The 20,922-nt window shown below is 40.7% G+C and carries 17 protein-coding genes; 10 read left to right on the top strand and 7 right to left on the bottom strand.

What is annotated here, in order from left to right; translation table 11 throughout:
- The first annotated feature begins 24 nt into the window (after nucleotides 1-24).
- Nucleotides 25-363, top strand: a complete 339-nt coding sequence (locus tag AC1F2U_RS12740; RefSeq protein WP_480261439.1) for a DUF433 domain-containing protein — start codon at nucleotides 25-27, stop codon at nucleotides 361-363.
- Nucleotides 290-718, top strand: coding sequence for a DUF5615 family PIN-like protein (locus tag AC1F2U_RS12735; RefSeq protein ID WP_480261438.1), 429 nt, complete (start codon nucleotides 290-292; stop codon nucleotides 716-718). Before AC1F2U_RS12740 ends, AC1F2U_RS12735 begins: the two co-directional genes overlap by 74 nt.
- A gap of 327 nt (nucleotides 719-1,045) precedes the next feature.
- Here AC1F2U_RS12735 and AC1F2U_RS12730 read toward each other — a convergent pair whose 3' ends face one another.
- Nucleotides 1,046-2,143, bottom strand: a complete 1,098-nt coding sequence (locus AC1F2U_RS12730) for a 2-aminoethylphosphonate aminotransferase (RefSeq protein ID WP_480261437.1) — start codon at nucleotides 2,141-2,143, stop codon at nucleotides 1,046-1,048.
- Nucleotides 2,144-2,230: 87 nt separating this feature from the next.
- Nucleotides 2,231-3,391, bottom strand: a complete 1,161-nt coding sequence (gene aepY / locus AC1F2U_RS12725) for a phosphonopyruvate decarboxylase (RefSeq protein ID WP_480261436.1) — start codon at nucleotides 3,389-3,391, stop codon at nucleotides 2,231-2,233.
- Between the two features lie 106 nt (nucleotides 3,392-3,497).
- On the opposite strand from aepY, the gene AC1F2U_RS12720 reads away from it, so the two are divergent.
- A complete protein-coding gene (locus AC1F2U_RS12720; RefSeq protein ID WP_480261435.1) occupies nucleotides 3,498-3,803 on the top strand; it encodes a hypothetical protein in 306 nt (101 codons plus the stop codon).
- Between the two features lie 263 nt (nucleotides 3,804-4,066).
- On the opposite strand, the gene aepX is transcribed toward AC1F2U_RS12720, so the two are convergent.
- Together aepX and AC1F2U_RS12710 are read right to left on the bottom strand one after the other, a co-directional pair.
- Entirely contained in the window at nucleotides 4,067-5,722 is a 1,656-nt protein-coding gene (gene aepX, locus AC1F2U_RS12715; protein ID WP_480261434.1) for a phosphoenolpyruvate mutase, read from the bottom strand.
- A 178-nt stretch (nucleotides 5,723-5,900) separates the two neighbouring features.
- The gene (locus AC1F2U_RS12710) at nucleotides 5,901-6,656 is read right to left on the bottom strand and encodes a phosphocholine cytidylyltransferase family protein (protein ID WP_480261433.1); all 756 of its coding nucleotides are present in this window, start codon (nucleotides 6,654-6,656) and stop codon (nucleotides 5,901-5,903) included.
- A gap of 264 nt (nucleotides 6,657-6,920) precedes the next feature.
- Between AC1F2U_RS12710 and AC1F2U_RS12705 the strand changes: the two genes are divergently transcribed.
- Together AC1F2U_RS12705 and AC1F2U_RS12700 are read left to right on the top strand one after the other, a co-directional pair.
- Nucleotides 6,921-7,052 (top strand): hypothetical protein, encoded by a 132-nt coding sequence (locus AC1F2U_RS12705; RefSeq protein WP_480261432.1) that lies wholly within the window; start codon nucleotides 6,921-6,923, stop codon nucleotides 7,050-7,052.
- A 31-nt stretch (nucleotides 7,053-7,083) separates the two neighbouring features.
- Entirely contained in the window at nucleotides 7,084-7,473 is a 390-nt protein-coding gene (locus AC1F2U_RS12700) for a hypothetical protein (protein WP_480261431.1), read from the top strand.
- 246 nt (nucleotides 7,474-7,719) lie between these two features.
- On the opposite strand, the gene AC1F2U_RS12695 is transcribed toward AC1F2U_RS12700, so the two are convergent.
- Entirely contained in the window at nucleotides 7,720-9,051 is a 1,332-nt protein-coding gene (locus AC1F2U_RS12695) for a beta-barrel domain-containing protein (RefSeq protein WP_480261430.1), read from the bottom strand.
- Nucleotides 9,052-9,888: 837 nt separating this feature from the next.
- On the opposite strand from AC1F2U_RS12695, the gene AC1F2U_RS12690 reads away from it, so the two are divergent.
- The 3 genes from AC1F2U_RS12690 (at nucleotide 9,889) to AC1F2U_RS12680 (ending at nucleotide 15,071) form a co-directional block, all read left to right on the top strand.
- Nucleotides 9,889-10,077, top strand: a complete 189-nt coding sequence (locus AC1F2U_RS12690; protein WP_480261429.1) for a hypothetical protein — start codon at nucleotides 9,889-9,891, stop codon at nucleotides 10,075-10,077.
- Between the two features lie 578 nt (nucleotides 10,078-10,655).
- Nucleotides 10,656-12,800: a peptidase domain-containing ABC transporter gene (locus tag AC1F2U_RS12685; RefSeq protein WP_480261428.1), complete on the top strand. Its 2,145-nt coding sequence runs from the start codon at nucleotides 10,656-10,658 to the stop codon at nucleotides 12,798-12,800.
- Nucleotides 12,801-14,249: 1,449 nt separating this feature from the next.
- Nucleotides 14,250-15,071 carry an SDR family NAD(P)-dependent oxidoreductase gene (locus tag AC1F2U_RS12680; protein ID WP_480261427.1) on the top strand — a complete coding sequence of 274 codons (822 nt, stop codon included), beginning with the start codon at nucleotides 14,250-14,252 and terminating at the stop codon, nucleotides 15,069-15,071.
- A 261-nt stretch (nucleotides 15,072-15,332) separates the two neighbouring features.
- Here AC1F2U_RS12680 and AC1F2U_RS12675 read toward each other — a convergent pair whose 3' ends face one another.
- Entirely contained in the window at nucleotides 15,333-16,547 is a 1,215-nt protein-coding gene (locus AC1F2U_RS12675) for a ScyD/ScyE family protein (protein WP_480261426.1), read from the bottom strand.
- Between the two features lie 414 nt (nucleotides 16,548-16,961).
- On the opposite strand from AC1F2U_RS12675, the gene AC1F2U_RS12670 reads away from it, so the two are divergent.
- Both AC1F2U_RS12670 and AC1F2U_RS12665 read left to right on the top strand, forming a co-directional pair.
- Complete coding sequence (locus AC1F2U_RS12670; RefSeq protein ID WP_480261425.1) at nucleotides 16,962-18,458, top strand: glycosyl hydrolase family 57; 1,497 nt, start codon at nucleotides 16,962-16,964, stop codon at nucleotides 18,456-18,458.
- A 318-nt stretch (nucleotides 18,459-18,776) separates the two neighbouring features.
- Nucleotides 18,777-19,334, top strand: coding sequence for a hypothetical protein (locus AC1F2U_RS12665; protein WP_480261424.1), 558 nt, complete (start codon nucleotides 18,777-18,779; stop codon nucleotides 19,332-19,334).
- Between the two features lie 124 nt (nucleotides 19,335-19,458).
- Here the strand turns inward: AC1F2U_RS12665 and AC1F2U_RS12660 are convergent, their stop codons facing one another.
- Complete coding sequence (locus tag AC1F2U_RS12660; protein WP_480261423.1) at nucleotides 19,459-20,817, bottom strand: sensor histidine kinase; 1,359 nt, start codon at nucleotides 20,815-20,817, stop codon at nucleotides 19,459-19,461.
- Between the last annotated feature and the right edge of the window lie 105 nt (nucleotides 20,818-20,922).

Here is a 20,922-nt window from a genome sequence, read left to right as displayed (position 1 = left end):
AAGCTAAGTCTCCCGTAACCTAAAATGTCTCTTACCGTAGCAACTGATCCCATACCTTTATCACCTGATTCTGATGGTGTTGTGCGTGTTAGTAATACTCGCGTAACTCTTGATACTGTAGTTACCGCCTTCTTGGAGGGTGTTACAGCAGAAGAGATTGTCGAGCAATATCCATCTCTTCAGCTTGCAGATGTGTACTCGGTGATAGGCTACTACCTTCGACGGAAAACTGAAGTTGATGCTTATCTAAAAATTCGACAAGAGCGTGGCATCCAAATTCGTCAAGAAAATGAGCGTCGTTTCAATCCAATTGGAATACGCGATCGCCTCATGGCAAGACTTACCCACCAAGGGCAGAGTTGAAATGCTGCGCCTTTTAGCAGACGAGAACTTTAACAACCAAATTGTTCGGGGTATTCTTCGACGAAAATCTGAGATTGATATTGTTAGAGTTCAGGATGTAGGTTTGTCCAAAACTGATGATCGAGTCATTCTGGAATGGGCGGCGCAACAGGGCCGGGTTCTATTAACTCATGATGTAGAAACAATAACTCGATATGCTTACGAGCGTGTACAGGCAGGGTTAGAAATGCCAGGGGTATTTGAGATTAGTCGCAGCGTCTCAGTGGGATTGGCAATTGAAGACATATTGTTGATCGCGGAGGGAAGTTTTAAGGGCGAATGGGAAGGACAAGTGCAATATCTCCCTCTTCGTTAAAGTCTCAGCGCGGTTTAACGATTCAAAGATTTCCCAGGTTTGTTGATATGGCGATCGCCATCTATAAATAACACCAAGAGATATAGGGAAAATTCTACATAATCCTTCTGCAAAGGGTGATTATACGGAAAAATACTGTATAATCTCAAAATATGAATATAACAAAGAAAATTTTCCTATATTCTAACAAAAGCTAGGTGTAATGCTTTTGTATCGTTAAGCTAATAATCATTAAAATTGCATACCTCCGTATCCCCGTTGTACCGCTTTAAGTTATTAGTTGTGACGGTATTTCGAGAAGATGGTTAATATTTCAAACAAGTCTAATTACTGTCTTTTTGAAATCATTTGTTTAACAACGCCAACAAAACGTTCCATGTCGCCTTGGATAATGGCTCCCATTGTTGAGACTCGAAAGATTGATTGAGCTAAATTTCCCTGTCCAGAATAAATGATATAATCTCGTGCTTTCAGTTGGTCGTGAAATTCTTCATAGCTGAAACCGTTTGGTAAGTGGTAGGCATTCAAGACAACGGATGAACTGCCAAGAGGAAGTAGGGGTTTAATTCCGATTGAGGCTAACCCGTCTCTGACTAAGGTGGCAAGTTGGTTGTAATGGCTGTGTCTAGCACGCCAACCTCCTGCTTCTGCCATTTCTTCCAAAGCTTCTGTTAAGGCATAAAATGTCTGTACTGATTGCGTAAAAGGTGTGCCACCTCGGTCTTGTTGCTGGCAATAGGTTGCTAAATCTAAATATAAGGTGCGGGGAATGGTGTCTACTGACGGCAGTGCATCCCGTTGCAGGATAACAAAAGACGTTCCGGGAACACCATGCAGACATTTATTCGCTGTCGCAGCGCAAGCGGTGATTCCCCAATCTGCAAAATTTAATTCCTCAGCACCAAAGCTGCTGACTGCATCTACTAATAGTTTGATGCGGCGTTCTTGACAAATTGGCGCAAGTTCCGCCAAATTATTTAAGCGGCCGGTAGTAGTTTCGTGATGGACGATCGCAAGATGGGTGATATCGGCGTTTTCATCCAGTAGTTTGATTAAAGCGTTGATATCTATTTCGGCATCCCAAGGATGGGAAAGTGTGATGTAATCAATGCCGTGAATTTTGGCGATTTTGGATAGTCGTTCGCCATATACACCGTTTTCAATTACCAGCAATTTCCCGTCTGTGGGTACTAAACTACTTATCATCGCTTCCATCGCAGCCGTACCAGAACCCGTGAGGAGAACTGCTGCCCAGCCATCGCTTCCAAGACCATAAACTTGAAGTAGCTGTTCGCGGATTCTGCTTTGAAGTTGGGAAAATTCCACCTCACGATGACACAAATCAGGGCGTAACAGGGCATTTCTGACGCGATCGCTTAAATTAACGGGGCCGGGATTTAGTAAAATCATTTTGTCATTTGTCATTGGTCATTTGTCATTAATAAATTAAGAGTTTGTACTTTGAATTGATTAATTACGAACTTGTACTGAGCGTAGCCGAAGTATTACGAATTACGAATTACCAATGTGTTTCATGAAGCGTTGTAAAACTTCTTCCGGGGTGAGGTTGGGTCTGGGTAGCTTTTCTAAAGTTCCGGGACGGATTTTTAAATGAGCGAATTTAGGTCTAGTGTTAGCATCTGCGGTAAATAAGGCATCTAAAAGGGCGGGATCGTCTCCGGCTAATGTCACGCCATAACCGCAGGCTTCGGCAATTTTGGCAAAGGAGATACCCGCAGAAACGGTGGCTTGTGCGCCTGTGGAATCGTGGACTTCATTATCTAAAAGAATATGGGTCAAGTTAGCACCGCCATAAGTGCCGATGGTAGCAAAATTACCCATTCGCATTAATGCTGCCCCATCGCCATCAATTACTACTACCTTGAGGTCTGGACGTGCTAAGGATAATCCCAATCCCATTGAGGAAGCGCAGCCCATCGATCCGACCATATAAAGATGATTGGCGCTGTCTTTACTAGCAAAGAGTTCGCGTCCTGTGTATCCGGTGGTGGCAATTACTACAGTGTTTTCTGGAACGGTAAGTTCCACAATCCGAGCTAATGCTTCGCTGCGAGAAATCCGTTGTTCTTTGCGATCGCGAAAAAAGCTTTGCTGAATATGAGCGCTATTACTATTTTCTCGTTCGGGGATAGAAGAACGGGTGAGCGTATGGGGGGCGATCGCTCCTTTACGCATGATTAAAGCATAAGGACAGCGTTCTTGTTGCATATAGGCTGTGGCTCTTTGTAGAACGGGTTCTATTTGTGCTGCATCTGTGGGAAAAAATTCCCAAGGTATAGTCATTGTTTGCAGCAATTTATCTGTGATTTGCCCCATTAATTGATGTTGCGGTTCATCTTGTAATAGGCGATCGCCTCGCAGGGTACAAATCAGCAGCAGTGGAATCCGAAAAATATAAGTGAGGGAGGTTAGCGGGTTAACTGCATTTCCCAAACCAGAGTTTTGCATCATCACCACTCCTGGTTTACCAGCAATTGCGGCTCCAGCTGCGATCGCTACAGCATCTCCCTCATTGGCTGCGGAGATGTATCTAAGTTGAACGTCATTGATGACGTAGTTAATAAAAGGCGTGAGAAAAGAACAGGGTACGCCAGTGTACCACCCAAAGCCAAGATTACGCGCAGCTTCTACAAATTCTTCTGCCTGGATCATAATTAAAAATTTACAGCAATTTTCAGAGATTTAGACGATTGAGATGGGGAGTGGGAAGTTGGGAGTAGGGAGGAAAGATTATTACTTCGACTTTAGAAAGCCAAACTTGAGCTTCAGAACTCAAAACTTTAACCTCAAAGCTTCGTTGATGAACCTCAAAGCTTCGTTGGTGAACCTCAAAGCTTCGTTGATGAACCTCAGAGCTTCGTCGATGAACCTCAAAGCTTCGTTGATGAACCTCAGAGCTTCGTCGATGAACCTCAAAGCTTCGTCGATGAACCTCAGAGCTTCGTTGATGAACCTCAAAGCTTCGTCGATGAACCTCAGAGCTTCGTCGATGAACCTCAGAGCTTCGTTGATGAACCTCAAAGCTTCGTTGATGAACCTCAGAGGTTGTTTGAAAAGTAGTTAGCTGTGATTTTAGGCACTTGTTGATCCCCCCTAACCCCCCTTAAAAAGGGGGGAACCGGAATCAAAGTCCCCTTTTTTAAAAGGGAACCGGAATCAAAGTCCCCTTTTTTAAAGGGGAACCGGAATTAAAGTCCCCCTTTTTAAGGGGGATTTAGGGGGATCTAGAACCTTTTGCTACCAACAATAGGAATTGTCAAACATCCTCTCAGAGCTTCGTTGATGAACTTCAGAGTTCAAAATTTCCACCTGCTCACCCCCCACTTTCTATTGTTTTAATTGAAAAGCAAGGTCAAGATCGTCTAAAGAATTAACATCTAACCAGTTACCGCGAATATAAAGTACCTTGATCGGTTTGCCTTGCTCGATTAAATAATTGCATAATTCTGGCAAACCCAGACTGTTAAATTCCGGTCGTTTTTGCAATTCATTGAGTGCTTCACTAACCCATTGTCTACCTTGACTCCGCAAACGCAGCATCCCAATCCAGCGGCCACTAGACTTTCCTAATTGCGTTTGTGTGGTTTTAGAAATATCCAACAGGTTGACATCCTGTCCAAACAGAGAAAGATCGTCTGGAATTGAGCAATAGGCGTAATCAGGTGAACCGCTAACAGACTTATTGTTGGCTACAGAATCAACTACAGCCACAATTTCTCCAGGACATTCTAATAAATCTCGCAGGATGTAGCTTCTAAATAGTAAATCGCCGTAAAGCACCAGCATTTCTTCGCCAAAGCTGGCTTGAGCTACGGCTAAGGATGCTAATTCTCCCGTTGTTTCATAATCTGGGTTGCGGATGACTTTAGTCCCCGGAACATTGATGGTTTCTGCTTTGTAACCGGCGACAACGGTAATATCATTGATAGCAAGTTTCTTGAATTTGTCTACCAGTAACCTGAGTAAAGGTTTACCTCCAAGGGCTAACATTACTTTTGGCTTATCTTGCGTCAATCCGGCTAATTCTTGGCCTCTGCTAGCAGCCAAAACGATCGCTTGGGTATTTTGTCGTCCGTTGTTAAAGTAGCGTTTTTCAGCTTCTATAAGTTCATCCGCCCCTTGTAGCCGGAAGATTTCTTTTACGGGAGCGATATCATCTTCAATGTTGATTAAAGTTTCGCTGGCTTTCACTTCACGCGCGATCGCTTGCATACTAGCAACAGCAGCTCGAATCAGATGGTTTGCCCAAATGACCAAATTAACTTCAGCTTTGCGAAAAACATCAGTAGGCGTGCTGTAATATTTAGTCGGTATAAACACTAACGGGGAACGACCCGCCCATTCTTTAGCAAAGGCTAGCACTTGATCGGGGCGCGATGATTTACTGTGAATTAGGATGGCGTTTGCTCCGGCGGCGTGGTAAGCTTCAGCTCGGCGCAACGCTTCCGAAAGATCCCAGCCGGCAATTAAAGCTTCGAGTCGGGCGACAATGCAAAAATCTGGATCTGTCTGACTATCCTTACCCGCCTTAATTTTGCCGCAGAATTCATCAATTTCAGCCAAAGGTTGGCGACTACCGTTGATGAAACTATTGGTTTTGGGAAAAAGCTTATCTTCAATACAGACTCCAGCGATACCTCGCTGTTCTAACTTTTTCACCAGGCGACGCATATTATTAAAGTTGCCATAACCAGTATCCCCATCTAACAAAATCGGGATGCTGGTGACATCAGACATGAACTCCAGCATTTCCACAACTTGAGTCCAACTGGCTTCATTATTATCTCGAACGCCATATTGAGCCGAAAGGGCTAATCCACTCGCCCAAATTCCTTTAAATCCAGCCTCTTCCACAATCCGGGCGCTAATCCCATTGTGAGCTTCCATGATGAAGTCGAGTTGAGGCGATTCTAGTAATACCCGCAATTGGGCACATTTATTTAATTTTGCAGCGGTATCATTGGGTGCAAATATTTGATGCATTTATTCTGCTTTTTTCAACCTATATAATATTGCTGTTCTCAATTACATGGAATACAGACCTAACCCCCAGCCCCTTCCCTACTAGCGTTGGGGGGTAACATTCAAAGCCTCTCTCCTTTTAGGAGAGAGGTCAAACTGTAATGTATCCAAATCAAAACTACTATAAATAAAGATATTTTCAGACATTTTCTGCTACTTCTATCTGAGGTAAAATCTCGTTTTGGGCGCGTTGAATATCTTGGGGAAAATCGATTTCGAGCCAAGGGAATCCAGTGATGTCTTCGTAGCCAAATGTGTCTGGAGTTTCTAATAGCAGATCCCGAATTACTTCTTCATAAGGTTCATTATCCAGTCCGTCTGCAACATACTGTTCTGTGCGAGTAGCAAGACGTTGAGCAATAGCACTTTCAAAACGAAAGAATCCCACCGATTCACCGGCAAAATCATAAGCTAAACCAGGAGCTACTTGTTTACGAAACTCCACTAGATAATTATCTCTAACACAAAGCTTCACGGGTTCATCTCCCGGTTCAAAATCCCGATCTAATAAAAAGCTGTTGGGGATATTTGTCTTTACCAATCGTTCGATGATGCGGCGATCGCACAATACATCTGCATCCATTAATAATATGTCATCGCCAGCAACTAAATGCTGACGTACAGTCCAAAGGCTGATTACACTGCCTTTGGTGTAGTCAGGATTATAAATTGTACTGACCCAACTTTCGGCTCCTAATGCTTTGATTTCATCCTGAATTCTTTGTGCTTGATAACCCACAGCAATCACTACTTCATCAATTTGGTAATGACGGAGATTGTTAAAATGGCGCTCTAGTAGAGATTTGCCGTTAAATTTCAGTAAGCATTTGGGTTGGATTTCCCCGTCTTTACCTAAGCGTCGTCCAACACCAGCAGCTAAGATAATTGCCTTCATCGTCAAGTCACCAACAGTAGCTTAGACACCAGTAAATCTGGAAATTTTCCCAGTATTTTATAATGACTGTTTTTTGCTCAAGACAATATTTGTTAATTAATTCTTAACATGGAGGCAGTGTTTCGACTACGCTCAACAACCGGGCAGGAGGCAGGTGGTCACTGAGCGTAGTCGTTGGCGCAGCCTCTCGTAGAGAAGTGAGGCAAGAGGGATGTAAGATGGTGGTGCTAAAAGCGAAATACTTGGCGAAAACCAAAATAGGCGATGTCTACGACGGGTCGCTTTTTGGAGAATGAAAACGTAACACTATCAGAACTAGTACGCAGCCTTTTGGATGATTGCCTCTTTCAGGTAGCACAACGGCAGGTATTGGTATGGATGGCGATGGAAGATTGAACAACTTTTTGCTACTCTCAAAAAAGCTGGATTGAATATAGAAGCTACTCAGTTAGAGTCTGCGATCGCCATTCAACGCCTTACAATCCTAGCTTTGTCTGTAGCCGTCCGAACCTTACAAATGGTTGAGGGACGCGACAATATTCAAATTTCTGCCGCACTTACCTTTTGTGCAAAGCAGCAGCAATGCTTATTGGGACTTCAATCTTCTGTTGAAGGTGATACCAAAAAACTACAAAACCCTTATCCACAAGGTTGTTTAGCTTGGGCTAGTTGGATAATTGCTCGACTTGGTGGATGGTCTGGTTATACTTCTGCTAGACCTCCTAGAATGCCTACCCTTGTTCATGGTTTAAGACAATTTGAATCTATCTTTCTTGGCTGGAAACTCGCTGCTTGTGGACTTGTGTATACACGGTAGCCCAAAGGAGAGGGACTTTGAAATGGACTTTAAAATTGGCTCCCCTTCTCCCACACTTGGGAGAAGGAGTTGGGGGATGAGGGCTAGTACGCCACGGCAGAAATAGAGTAACTATTTAAAACCCCTAAAAAGCTGATTCAATAATACTTTTGACTTCCACTTTGCGGTACTAGTTTTACATTCGTGCAAGAGGTCTAATGCGTAAATCCTAAGTGGTTCTCAATGGCGTGGAATACAAGAAAAAGCCTACAAATCTGTTAGCAGCCTTGCTTTTCTCAGAATAAATGTCATTACGGTTTCTTTTTTGGAAATGATATCAGATCTAACTTCCATCCCTGATTGAATGGGATAGGATTTATCGCCCTTTTTTAAATAAAGTCTTTCTGCCTCAATTGTCACCTCATAGTAAGGCGCAATTGGATTGCCGTTCACTTGAGATGTAATAGCGTCGGCGGTTATGGCTCTGACAGCACCTTTGAGGATGCCGTAATCTGGGTACGGATAGGCAGAAAGCCGCATTTGTACCTCGCCCTCTGAACATTTTGTTACTTGTACAACTTTACACACCTGTACTTTGCTAATATCAGAAGCGGCAACACGGGCTTTGATGACCAGAGGTGCTTTATTAGGAGCAATTTGAGCGATCGCATCCCCAATCCGCACAACTTGCCCAGGATTCCGTAATTCTAGTTTCAGAATAGTACCTGCCTCGGAAGCCTGAATTACAGTTTTTTGCAGCTCTGTTGAGAGTTGTTTTAGCTCTTCTTGAGCGCTGCTGATTTGATTTTGAATTTCTACTTGACGCCCAATAAGTTCTTGTCTTTCTTTGTTCAATGCAGCTAGGGTAGACTCACCCTTTGCCTGTTCTTGGGCAATGCGTTCTTGGGCGATCTCCACATTTGCGCTAGTGGGATTGAGTCCAGCTTTGATCCGTTCTAATCTGGCAAGTGCTGCTTTGAAAGCTTGTTCTTTTTCCTTAATCTGTAGAGATGCGATCGCTCCAGTATTTGCTAACTGCTGATATCGCTTCAGTTCTTCCCTTGCTAACTCCACAGAAGCTTCTACTTCTTCCACTTCTGCCTTAGTGGTAATTCGCTTGTCTCCATAATCCCGTTGATTACGACTCAGGTCAGCTTGTGCAGAGATAACCGCCCGCCGCATCGAATTGGACTCAGCTGTGATTTGAGTCTGTAGCGCTCTTAGTTGTGCATCGATTTGCGTTCTTTGTAAATGATTCTGCCGGATATTGCCGGCAATTTGGCTTTTTTTACTTTGTAATTGGGTGTCGTAGAGCAGTGCAATCTCATCTCCCCTTTTCACAACTTGATTTTCTTTCACCCTAATGCTTCTAACCGTTCCCTCTACTGCTGCTTGCACTAACCGTATTTCTCCCGTGGGACGGACAGTACCATCTGCTCTCACTACTATGTTGTATTGAATGAAACTTGCAAGGCCGAAGGCAGCGCCAACACTTCCAATTAAAAATATCCCTCCCACCCTTGTCCAGATGCTGATTGGCGGAAGATATTCGTCGCTTTCAACTGGGCGGAGAAATTCTGGTTGGGGATCAATGAGCATGAGCGCTAAAAAGTATTTTGGTTATGCAAATAATCTCGCCAAAAAAATCTTGCTGGCTTTCGCTTAATAACCAAGACTTAGCCTGGATGTATTACTATGTAAAGACAAAATTCACATATATATAAGTTTAAACATCAACTAGCACATTTTAGGGTAAATACCAAACCTTTATAATCCTCCTCTTAATTTTACTCTTTTTTCATTTTATTGAAACAATTTTATGTAATGTGAAAAGCTTTTTCAGATAAATAAATAATTAAGCCAATATCAGCTTTTACCTATGAATATATCTTATAGTCATCAAGTTGGTTAGTGTATAAAATAGTCCAATGTACGAGTATCTTTGCGTGGTTACTTTTCTAACTAAGACAGAATTCACATATTTAAGTTCTTTAGTTACTTAAATAGAATTTGTATAAAAAAAATCTACTTTTTGATTCTTACTATTTACTCTCTATTTCTCTAGATAGTTGTAATTTGTATTTTTGTAGTATAAATACATAATCAATTCTATAAATTGTGTTTTAAATTACAATCAATCTTTTTATTTGTTATACAAAATAGTTTAAACATAGAATAATAGTTACTATTTTTTCAAAAATTTGTTTTTAAATAGGTTTTTGTTTAATTTATAAAATTGTATAAATACTAACTAAATAATATTTCTCTGGCAGAAGTATAATATATATTTCTTAAAGAATAGCTGCTTGACGAGGCTAATAGCAACCGTATAATAAATTTAACGGCACAAGAGAAGTTAACTAATACCTATTTTGATGTTTGTTACTTCAAATGTGACGTGAGTTTAATGCCAACAATCAAGTGAGAACTAAAACTATGGAAAGCACATTGTTTACTGCATTAACCACCAACGAAGAAGCCAATTTGTCTGGTGGTGGTTACTTTGGTGGTCCCTCTAAGAAGGTGAATGTAAATGTAGTAGTAGCAAAACAATATGCTAATGCTAAAGCAATAGGTTTTGGAGCAAAGGCATATGCTAGCAACACCATTATTATCGGCGACTAGGGCAATAGGCAATTTGTATGAAGTTTAGTAGAAGGGAAATAATAAACGTAAAGACACGATTAAGGTGTCTCTACTCAGGATAAAAGTTCACGTTTCAAGTAATTTACACTGTTGACGCAGGTTAAATTAATTTTGCGTGCGGCTTAATTGCTAATCGACTTAATCCTAGTAGCCATTAGCTGTTTCTCTATGGCAGTCATCCTAACATACGTTTATTCCTAGCCATCTACTTTTCTTTAAAAAAGTTAACAACGTGTTATTGATAATTACTAGTGGTAATTATCAATAACACTTTACATAGGCTTTTCGCTCACAATATCCATAACCTTTGATCAATCTTAAAAATAGGTAAGGATAGTAAAAATTAATACAGTTTGCATCAGCTTTTATTTAACAAAGTGAATTCAAAATAACTAACATAAGTTGCTGGTTACAGCCCTCTGAGCATCAAAATACGATATTCTGTCTAAGTATTAAAACTATAGTGTGACTAAACTATGGGCTAAATGTTTAACCATGCAGGGATAAGACCCTGCTATTTTTTTGGTTTTGTCACGATATAAATACTGGAGTGCGAAATGAAATACCAAGTTGTTACACAACATAGTGAAGAAGATTGTGGAGCGGCTTGTCTTGCTTCCATTGCCAAACATTATCAGCGCAACTTTACACTAAATCACATCCGGGAAGCGGTAGGCACTGGTCAATTAGGAACAACATTGTTAGGACTGAGGCGGGGAGCCGAAGCACTTGGTTTCAATGCGCGCTCGGTCAGAGCATCAAATGAAATATTAGACAAGATGAACCAAGCGCCACTGCCAGCAATCATTCACTGGAGAGGCTACCACTGGGTTGTTTTGTATGGCCAAAAAGGCAAGAAATATATAGTTGCCGACCCAGCAGCTAACATCCGTTATGTCTCTAAAAAAGAGTTAACGGAGGCTTGGTCAGATAAGGTGATGCTCTTGCTGGAGCCAGATTCGGTTCGCTTTTATGCTCAACCCGATGATAAAATTGACGGATTTGGGCGCTTTGTGCGGCGTGTATTGCCTTATGGAAACATACTATTCGAGGCTTTTCTCTGCGCTTTAATTATTGGTCTGCTTTCATTAGCTTCTCCCATCCTGCTCCAAATTCTGACGGATGATGTACTAGTTCGGGGTGACACCCAACTTCTTGCTGCTGTGATTATTGCTGTCGTGGCGATGAATGTTGTGTCAAGTAGTTTACAACTAGTTCAATCTAACCTGATTGCCCATTTTGCCCAACGGCTTGAGTTAGGATTAATTTTAGAATTTGCTAGGACAATCCTGCGGTTGCCTTTGACTTACTATGAATCGCGTCGTAGTGGCGAGATTGTGAGCAGATTGCAAGATATTCAACAAATTAATCAACTAATTTCTCAAGCCATTATTAGTCTGCCAAGCCAATTATTTATTGCAGTAGTTTCTTTAGGTTTCATGTTATTCTATAGCTGGAAACTTACCTTAGTTGGTGTGATTATTGCAATTGTAATGAGTTTGTCTACCATTGTTTTTCTGCCTACACTTCAACAAAAAATCAGAAGTGTCTTAGTCTTAGATGCAGAAAACCAAGGTGTTCTCGTTGAAAGCTTTAAAGGCGCCCTGACACTCAAAACTACTACCGCCGCTCCCCAGTTTTGGGAAGAATTTCAGAACCGATTTGGTCGTTTAGCAAATCAAACATTTCGTACAATTCAGATTGGAATTATTAACGGTATCTTCTCTAGCTTAGTTTCTAGTATTGGCAGTATTAGTCTGATTGGTTTCGGCAGCATCTTAGTTATTAGTAAAGAACTCAGCATCGGTCAACTGCTGGCATTTAACGGCATGAATGGTAATTTTTTAGCATTTATTAGTACTGCGCTCAACTTTATAGATGAATTCACTCGTGCCAAAACTGCCACGCAGCGCTTAACAGAAGTTATCGATTCCACGCCGGAAAATCAAGGCGATACTAAAAAACCTTTTACAAAGATTCCTAGCAATGCTAATATTATTTGCACAAATCTCAACTTTCACTATCCTGGGAGATTAGAGTTACTGCAAGATTTCTCCCTAACTATTCCTGGCGGTAAAGTTATTGCCTTAATTGGTACATCTGGCTGTGGTAAAAGTTCTCTTGCTAAACTGATTGCAGGATTATATACAGCTAATTCTGGTAATATTCGCATTGGTATTTATAATCTACAAGACTTAGCTCTTGATTGTTTGCGACAACAAGTAGTTCTTGTTCCCCAAGAAGCTCATTTTTGGAGTCGCTCTATTATTGATAATTTTCGGTTAGGTTCTCCTCACGTCACCTTTGAGCAAATTGTCAACGCTTGCCAAATTGCAGAGGCAGACGATTTTATTAGTAAACTACCTGAAAAATATCAAACTGTATTAGGTGAATTTGGGTCAAATATTTCTGGTGGACAACGGCAAAGATTGGCTATAGCAAGAGCCATCATCAACGATCCACCAGTCCTGATTTTAGATGAATCAACAGCTGGACTCGATCCAGTTAGTGAAGCTCAAGTTTTGAATCAGCTGTTGTTGCATCGCCAAGGCAAAACTACGATTCTGATTAGCCACCGTCCGAGAGTAATTGCCCGTGCTGATTGGATTGTGCTATTAAATCAAGGCAAATTACAAATCCAGGGAACTGTGGAAGATTTGTGTGCCCAACCAGGAAACCATTTAGACTTTTTAATTCCTTAATTAAGCTGATGGACTTTAGAGGTTGTTTGAAAAGTGGTTGGCTGTGATTTTAGGCACTAACTGATCCCCCCTAGCCCCCCTTAAAAAGGGGGGAACCGGAATCAAAGTCCCCCTTTTTTAAGGGGGATTTAGGGGGATCTAGAACGTTTTGTTACCGAGAAGAAAACTTTTCAAACATCGACAAAGTTTGAAGTACCTCAACACGACTTTGGAGTACCTCAACACGACTTTGGAGTACCTCAACACGACTTCGAAGTACCTCAACACGACTTTGGAGTACCTCAACACGACTTTGGAGTACCTCAACACGACTTTGGAGTACCTCAACACGACTTTGGAGTACCTCAACACGACTTTGGAGTACCTCAACACGACTTCGGAGAACCTCAACACGACTTCGGAGAACTTCAACACGATTTCGAGGTATCTGTTGCTTATATATAGGACTAGTATTTGATTTTTGAAAAAACTCAGCACAACTTCAAACCGAACTTACGAATATTTTCAACCGAGCAGTATTGGTATTTATCCTTGCTGCAAGTAAGTCGATTTAACTGTGGAGTAATAATGACTAATTACGTAAATGTACGGAGTGCGATTTTCAGCGGAATCATCAATTAGGAATTATATTGACTTACAGTTAGATCCCCGACTTTTCTAAGAAATTGGGGATCTTATTGTTCGCAAATGATTGAAGTTTACTATGGACGAGGCAAGTCTCAAGCATTACTTGGATGAACTCAAAGCTAAACCCAAACAAATTACTATTTATTCTAAAGTTTTGCCAGATAATTTTAGACAACGATCTAGCTATTTTTGATTGTTTTCAATCAATAAGAGTCATCAACCTTTCTTTTCAAGAAAACAGTAAATATACTGTTGCAATTATATGAGTTAGCTGAGAGTTCTAACTATTGCAACCATCAGCCAAAATGCTATATGTCTTTTTTGTTTCTAAACCATGAATTAGATATTACAATTTCCTAAAACAGGGCTATTTGTCAGGAAAGTGAGATATTTATACTGAGGGATTCATAAAAACTTATTTAAGAAAATCTTTTGTATATATATACTTGTCGTTAAGAAGTATTAAGAAATCCTGATTAAAGAATATTGCAATAGCTTGATTTAATTGCTAACGTGTGTATGACAGCAATGCTGATGAACGCTCGGATCTAGGAGAAATAAAATCTATGAGCTATACCCATTCAGCCAAGTGTGTTAGGCTTTGACGGGTTCAAAACGAGAAGTTTCTGCCTCATATAGACAACTATGAGGGATTGCAGATTAACCAAGAAATGTCTCATTGCTAAAGGCTTAGTTTCAGTTTGATTTCAATTGCGATTGATTATTTGTCTTACTTTGTGCTGACAAGTAAGTAGCTCTTGCTTGTGTATATCGGCAATAACGAAGAGTTTGGTAAGACTTAAATTTTGGAGAATAAAACTAATGGAGATTCAAGGTAAAGTTGCTCTAATTACAGGGGCTTCGCGTGGAATTGGACGAGCGATCGCCATCGAATTAGCGCAACAAGGCATCAAGCGGATGATATTGGTAGCACGCGATCGCCGCAAGTTATTGGAGGTAGCCAACGAAATCGAGGCTATGGGAACAGAAGCTGCGATCGTCGCCTTAGATTTGACGCAGACAATAGAAGTAAATATCGCTGTTGCTCAACTATGGCGCAATTACGGACAGATTCATCTGCTGGTTAATTGTGCAGGAGTCGCATACCAAAGCTCATTTTTGCAATCTAAAATGCCCCAAGTTCAAGAAGAACTTTCTGTGAACTTGTTAGGAATGTACAACCTCACTAGTTTGATTGCTCGACGTATGGCCAGCCAAAAACAAGGGACAATTGTCAATGTATCGAGCCTGATGGGGAAAGTGGCAGCACCGACGATGGCGACATACTCAGCAACCAAGTTTGCCATCTTAGGATTTACCCAAGCCTTGCGCCAAGAATTAGCCGAACACAATATTCGCGTCATTGCATTACTGCCTTCCCTGACAGACACAGACATGGTGCGCGATTTAAAATTATTTCGCTGGGCGATCCCCATGACTCCCCAGCAAGTGGCTAAAGCACTTGTCACCGGAATGCAGAATGATTCAGCAGAAATTTTAGTCGGATGGCAAAGTCATTTAGCCGTATTGTGTCAACGCCTCGCCCCTTGGTTGTTAGAGCTAATTTTACGAATAGCAACACCGCCAGCACCAAGCAAACAACGGCTGATTGAAAAACTTATCCCTTCGCGTAGCGTCTCGTAGAGAAGGGAAGACACCGAGGGCGATCGCTGACTCAACACTCCTGAATAAACTTGTCCGAAATCTTCAGTCTTTTGGCTTTACCGAATGGCACGCTTGAAAAGCTGAAAGCTCGTCTGGGCTATCTTGTTGGGGGTAGGGTGTTGGGTGTAGGGAAAAATCAAGAAAATTTTATATGAGTGGGGATAGAAATAAATTTTCTCCTCACTACACCCAACACCCGACACCCCACACCCAAAAGCTTGATATATAAGGGGTTTGCCGTTATCTTAGTGCCATTCTGGCTTTACCCTTGTGCAACAAAGTAAGGCTCACAGTGCCAAGAAATGCTAATAAGCTGAAAGTAGAAGTAGATTCAGGAACAGACTTGGAATTCTCAATTTTGATAACTTGTCCAAATCCAGGGCGATCGCCTCGGTTTGTCACGTAGATAGCATTATCAGCACCAATAGTTAAAGCAGTAGGAGATTCTAATCCATTGCCACTAAGAATAGTTGTGCGAGTTCCATCCCTTGCTATCTTAATTACAGAACCATCTAGATTACCTTTCCAGAGTGACTGATTCGCGTACTGCAAAGCATATAAATTACCCTGACTATCAAAATCTAAGTCAGTAAGTTGGGTAAAACCATCGGTATAAACTGTTGGTCGATCGTCAGCACCAACTCGATAAATTTTTGCTTCACCTTCTGGAAAAGGAAAACCAGTTAATTGACTAATATAATAAGCGCCATCTGGGCCTTTGGCGATATTTGTAGGTACTGCTTGGATTTCAAATGGCGATGACGATGCGCCAGAGGGAAAAATTGGATTAGTTAATGTCTGCCGGGGAATTGTGGCGATCGCTTTTAAATTACTTCCATCAGTCCCGACGCTGAGTAATTCATTAGCACCAGTATCAACTGCAACAATATTATTTCCATCTATAAGAAGAGAGAAGGGATTGCTAATTAGATCGCCTCCATCGGGATTATTTGCAAGTTCATAATTAGCTAAATCAGCCACACTAGTCCAGGAATTTGTATTGAAATTAGCAGTGATGATTTTTCCTAAATCAGTGTTACCTAATGTGGCTCGAAATGTGGGATCGGAAGCATACCCAACTGCAATATAAGGCTTGCCACTGGCATCAAATTTTATATCATGAGGCCCAGCAGTATCAGTACCATCTGGTAATGCTAAAGAAGGAAGTCCTGTAAGTATACGCTCTTGTGTACCATTTCCAATCTTTGTCACTGCACCAGTTGTGCCATAACATAAAGATTGACCTGCGGCACTCGGTGAAGGAACACAAGCTCCATTTCCGCCTGTTCCTGCTTCTGTGATGTAAAGGCTGCCGTCAGGGCCAAAACTTAGACCTCGTGGACTATTAAGACCATCGGCAATTACTGAAAATGACGCCGCCTCTGCTGCTTTTATTCCTGAAAAAGCAGCAATACAAACACTCAAAAATGTAATTCCAAATTGTTTTAGTTTCATGAGACTCCTCCTAAAATTGAATTTGCGTAAAGCATAGAATGGGAAATTTTATCTTGATAAAAAATAATATTTAATGTTTATAGTTTCTGTGGATTTTAGAGCTTATTTAAAAAAGGAAAACAGATTCAAATCTAGAAACCCAGATGAAATCTGAATTTCTGAATTTTGAGTTGTATCATACCATTTTCAAAAATCTTTGCAACATAATGAATCGGCTGTAAGGTCGTACATCTGTACGCCTCTAGCAACAAAATAAATAAGATTGCTGTATATTTTCTAACGTTTTTTATATAAGTGTGATATCTAAACTGTTGAATTACAGCGATCGCAGTTTACATCAATAGATAAAGTTGCAGATCAGAAATTGCTGTGCGATCGCATAATTAGACATACCTTGTTTCGGAGCAATCAGAAATGCTTTCCTTCCCCACAACCCTGACTCCTTTGCCCGAAATCATTGATGGCTTACCGAATATTTCTGGTTGGGAAACAGAGGTTCTCTCTGTGGTTAACCAAGATCGACCAGTATTTTTACCAACAACGAATCTGCGCTTAGAAGACGTAAATGCTGTGTTTGCGATCGCCTTACACATGCACCAGCCAACTATACCTGCTGGGAATGGCGGTACGCTCATCAGCAATCTGCAATATATGTTTGAACATCCCCATGAAGGGGATAACCACAATGCAGATCCTTTTGCCCATTGTTACAGCCGCATGGGTGACTTGATCCCCGAACTTGTAAGTCAAGGTTGCAATCCGCGTGTGATGTTGGATTACTCTGGTAATCTGCTGTGGGGACTGCGGCAAATGGGACGCGGTGATGTTCTGGATAACCTTAAACGGATTACTTGCGATCGCACTTACCAACCTTATGTAGAATGGCTGGGTACAATGTGGGGTCATGCAGTTATTCCTTCTACACCCATAGCAGATATTAAATTACATATCGTTGCATGGCAACATCACTTTGCCGCAATTTTTGGCTGGGAAGCACTAGCGCGAGTCAAAGGATTTTCGCCCCCAGAAATGCACCTACCAAATCACCCCGATGCTCTCTTTGAATTTGTGAAAGCGCTGAAAGAATGTGGATATCGCTGGCTACTTGTTCAAGAACATTCTGTAGAAACTCTTACCGGTCAATCTTTGACTCATAAACATTTACCACATCGTCTAATTGCTCGTAATTCTCAAGGCGAAACAATTAGCATCACAGCTTTAATTAAAACCCAAGGTTCTGATACTAAATTAGTTGCTCAGATGCAGCCTTATTATGAAGCGAAGACATTATCCAAACAACAAATTGGTAGTGTATTTGTGCCACCAATAGTTAGCCAAATTGGTGATGGTGAAAATGGCGGCGTGATGATGAATGAATTTCCTAGCGCTTTTAAACAAGCTTGGTGGGATATGGTAAATAATGGGGGAGGAAAATCAGGTGTTGTTGGAGTGTGCGGTACAGAATATTTAGAATTAATCGAAGCTGCTGGATGCAAACCTGAAGATTATCCCACTTGTCAGCCAGTGGGACAACATCAGATTTGGGAGCGAGTTTCACCAGATAATACTCAACCGCAGGCTGTAGAGAATGCCATTCAAGAATTAAAGCAAACAAACTCTAATTTTCATCTGGATGGAGCCTCGTGGACAAATCATATCAGTTGGGTAAAAGGATATGAAAATGTGTTGTCTCCCATGTATCAATTAAGCAGTTTATTCCATCAAAAATTTGATCCATTACAACAAGTTGACTCAGCAGAACCTGTAACCCGACAATCTCATTATCGTAATGTTCTTTTACATAATATGTTGCTGCAAACCAGTTGTTTTCGTTATTGGGGACAAGGTGCTTGGACCGATCACGCGCGGGAAATTTATCAACGTGGCGAAAATTTATTGCAGATGAATTGAATTGGAGGCTGGAACGCATATCGATTTTTAAGACTTGATCCTCCTTAAAAATTAGAGAATTAAACCTCCTTTTTTAAGGGGGTTGTGTCATTAATACATTGCATATTACAGTAAATGAAGTACACCCTTCCCCTGTTAAGGGGCTACGGTGAATTACCCCTCTTAATCCCCCCTTTACAAGGGGGGAAATAGCAAATCTAATTCCCTCCCTTAGAAAGGGGAGGGTTAGGGTGGGGTATTTTTATACCTCACCAAATCGTAATCTGCTGTAGTTTATAAATAGGCAGTAAAATGAAAAATCTTTATGAGATTTTAGAAATGATGAGACCAAGACCACAAATGTTTTTAGGACAGCGTTCCTTAACTGCGTTAGACGGCTTTATTGGTGGCTATTCTTTTGCTCTAGGGGAAAACGGGATCTTTTATGGAGAAGAGACACCTCCTTTTACACAGTTTCACGACTGGGTAGCTCGATATTATAAATGGTACGAATCAACAGCAGGATGGAAAAATATTATTCTCCGAGAAGTTGGAGACGAAGCAAAAGCATGTGATGTATTCTTTGAACTACTTGAATTATTTAAGCAAAGGTTTCCTGTACTTAAGTATCGTGTTTTCTTAAATCCAAACCATAAATCTACCGGAGCTATATATCGACGTATATGTATAGATGGGATAGAAAAAGACTTAGATCCACCTAAAGAAATTAGAATTGTGCAATATACAACAGATTCTGGCTTTTACCGTTTCGATGTATCCCTAGCCGGAGAAATTACAGAAATTGGCTATTTCGAGACAGAAAATTTAGTGATGGAAGAAGTTAAGAGAGAGTTTGAAGTTTCTTTAGATGAGTGGGAAACCTTAAATACTATCTAAGGATCTTAAAGTTATAAAAGAATACCTTGAACACGATCTCATGCTGATTTCAGAATCAGTATTTGAGCAATTATTTATTTGAAAAAATTGTTAATATATGAGTCATTTTTCTCAATATATCTTTTTATACGAGAGGTAACAATATTTCAAATTTTGTACCTATATCAATCTGTGAATGAAAATTCAATTTACCGCCATGTCTCACAGTGATAATTCGATAACTTACTGCTAAACCAGTATTTTTACCATTCTTTGTTTCCAGAGAAAAAGACTCCATAATTTGCTGTTTTAATTCTTCAGACATTCCAGAGCCATTGTCAGCAATGCGAATTAAAACCCAGCGAGAATCTGGTGCATCTGGGTTGCTTGCTTCTTGTGATATAACTTCTGTGGTAATCTCAATTCGGGGTTTTTGAACAGTCTTTGTCTCTTCTAAATGTAACTGCTGTCGCACTGCTTCATTGAGTAAAGTATCCACAACTTCACTTAAAATATTCATCAAAACCTGGTTTAATTGCCCCATAAAGCAATACACTGGGGGTAATTGACCGTAGTATTTGACGATTTCGATTTCTCCTTGAAGACGGCTATTAATTAATAAAATTATGCTATCTATACAGGCGTGTAAATCTACTGGCTTTGGAAAAAGTTCATCAATATGACAGAAATTTTGCAAGCTAGTAACGAGTTTTTTTAATCTTTCTGCTCCGGTGCGAATACTAGCAAGCGATCGCGACAAATCTTTTTCTAAAAAATCAAATTCAATCTCTTCTTTAATTTGATTAATTGCCGGAGAAACTGATGGTAACTCTTGCTCGTAAGCTGCGATTAGTTTGAGTAAATCTTGACTGTAGTTGGAAACATAAATTATGTTACCCCAAATAAAACCCACTGGGTCTAAAACTTCGTGGGCTACGCCGTCTACTAAACGCCCCAAGTTTGCCATTTTATCATTTTGAATCATTTGGGCTTGACTGCGTTCATAGCGGATCAGATTGTCGATTCCCCGAATTTGCCAAGAAATAATATTCAATTCTTGGACATCTAACAATCTATAAGCACCAGATTCGGTTTCTACTACAATTGGTTCTGCTAATAATTCTGGCGATCGCTTTAGGCTAAGTTGCATTGTTGTTAAAATCGATGTTGTATCAGTAACTAGCAACATCGGTGTCCGCACATAGCTGTAGAGAACAGCTAATGGTTGCTGAACAAATAACTCTTGTCCGAATGGACGAATCAAAAATTCTAGTAGTCGCCGCCGCGAAATCATCCCAATGAAATGTCCCTGTTCTACCAAAATTACTCCTGGTAGCAAGGGGTATTTGTCCAAAAAACTAGCCACTTCCATCCCGGTGTGGCTGATTTCCACCGAGAAGTTATACATTGGTAGTTCTTGGAGGGTTGAATCTAAACCAAGATCGCGATCGCTACCCTCAGACAAAAATGGTGGTGAAATTTGGCAACTGAATTCTTCTGGCACTAGACACCCTGATTTTTTCAAAGACAGGTAAAGAATAAGTTAATATTTTACATTCTGCCACCCTCAAAATCCGATTTTAGTTTAGGTATCTAATAAAACTAGTAG

Source organism: Nostoc sp. LEGE 12454 (assembly GCF_056620565.1).
Note: the sequence above shows the minus strand (reverse complement) of the source record. Positions and strands in the feature narration are given on the sequence as shown.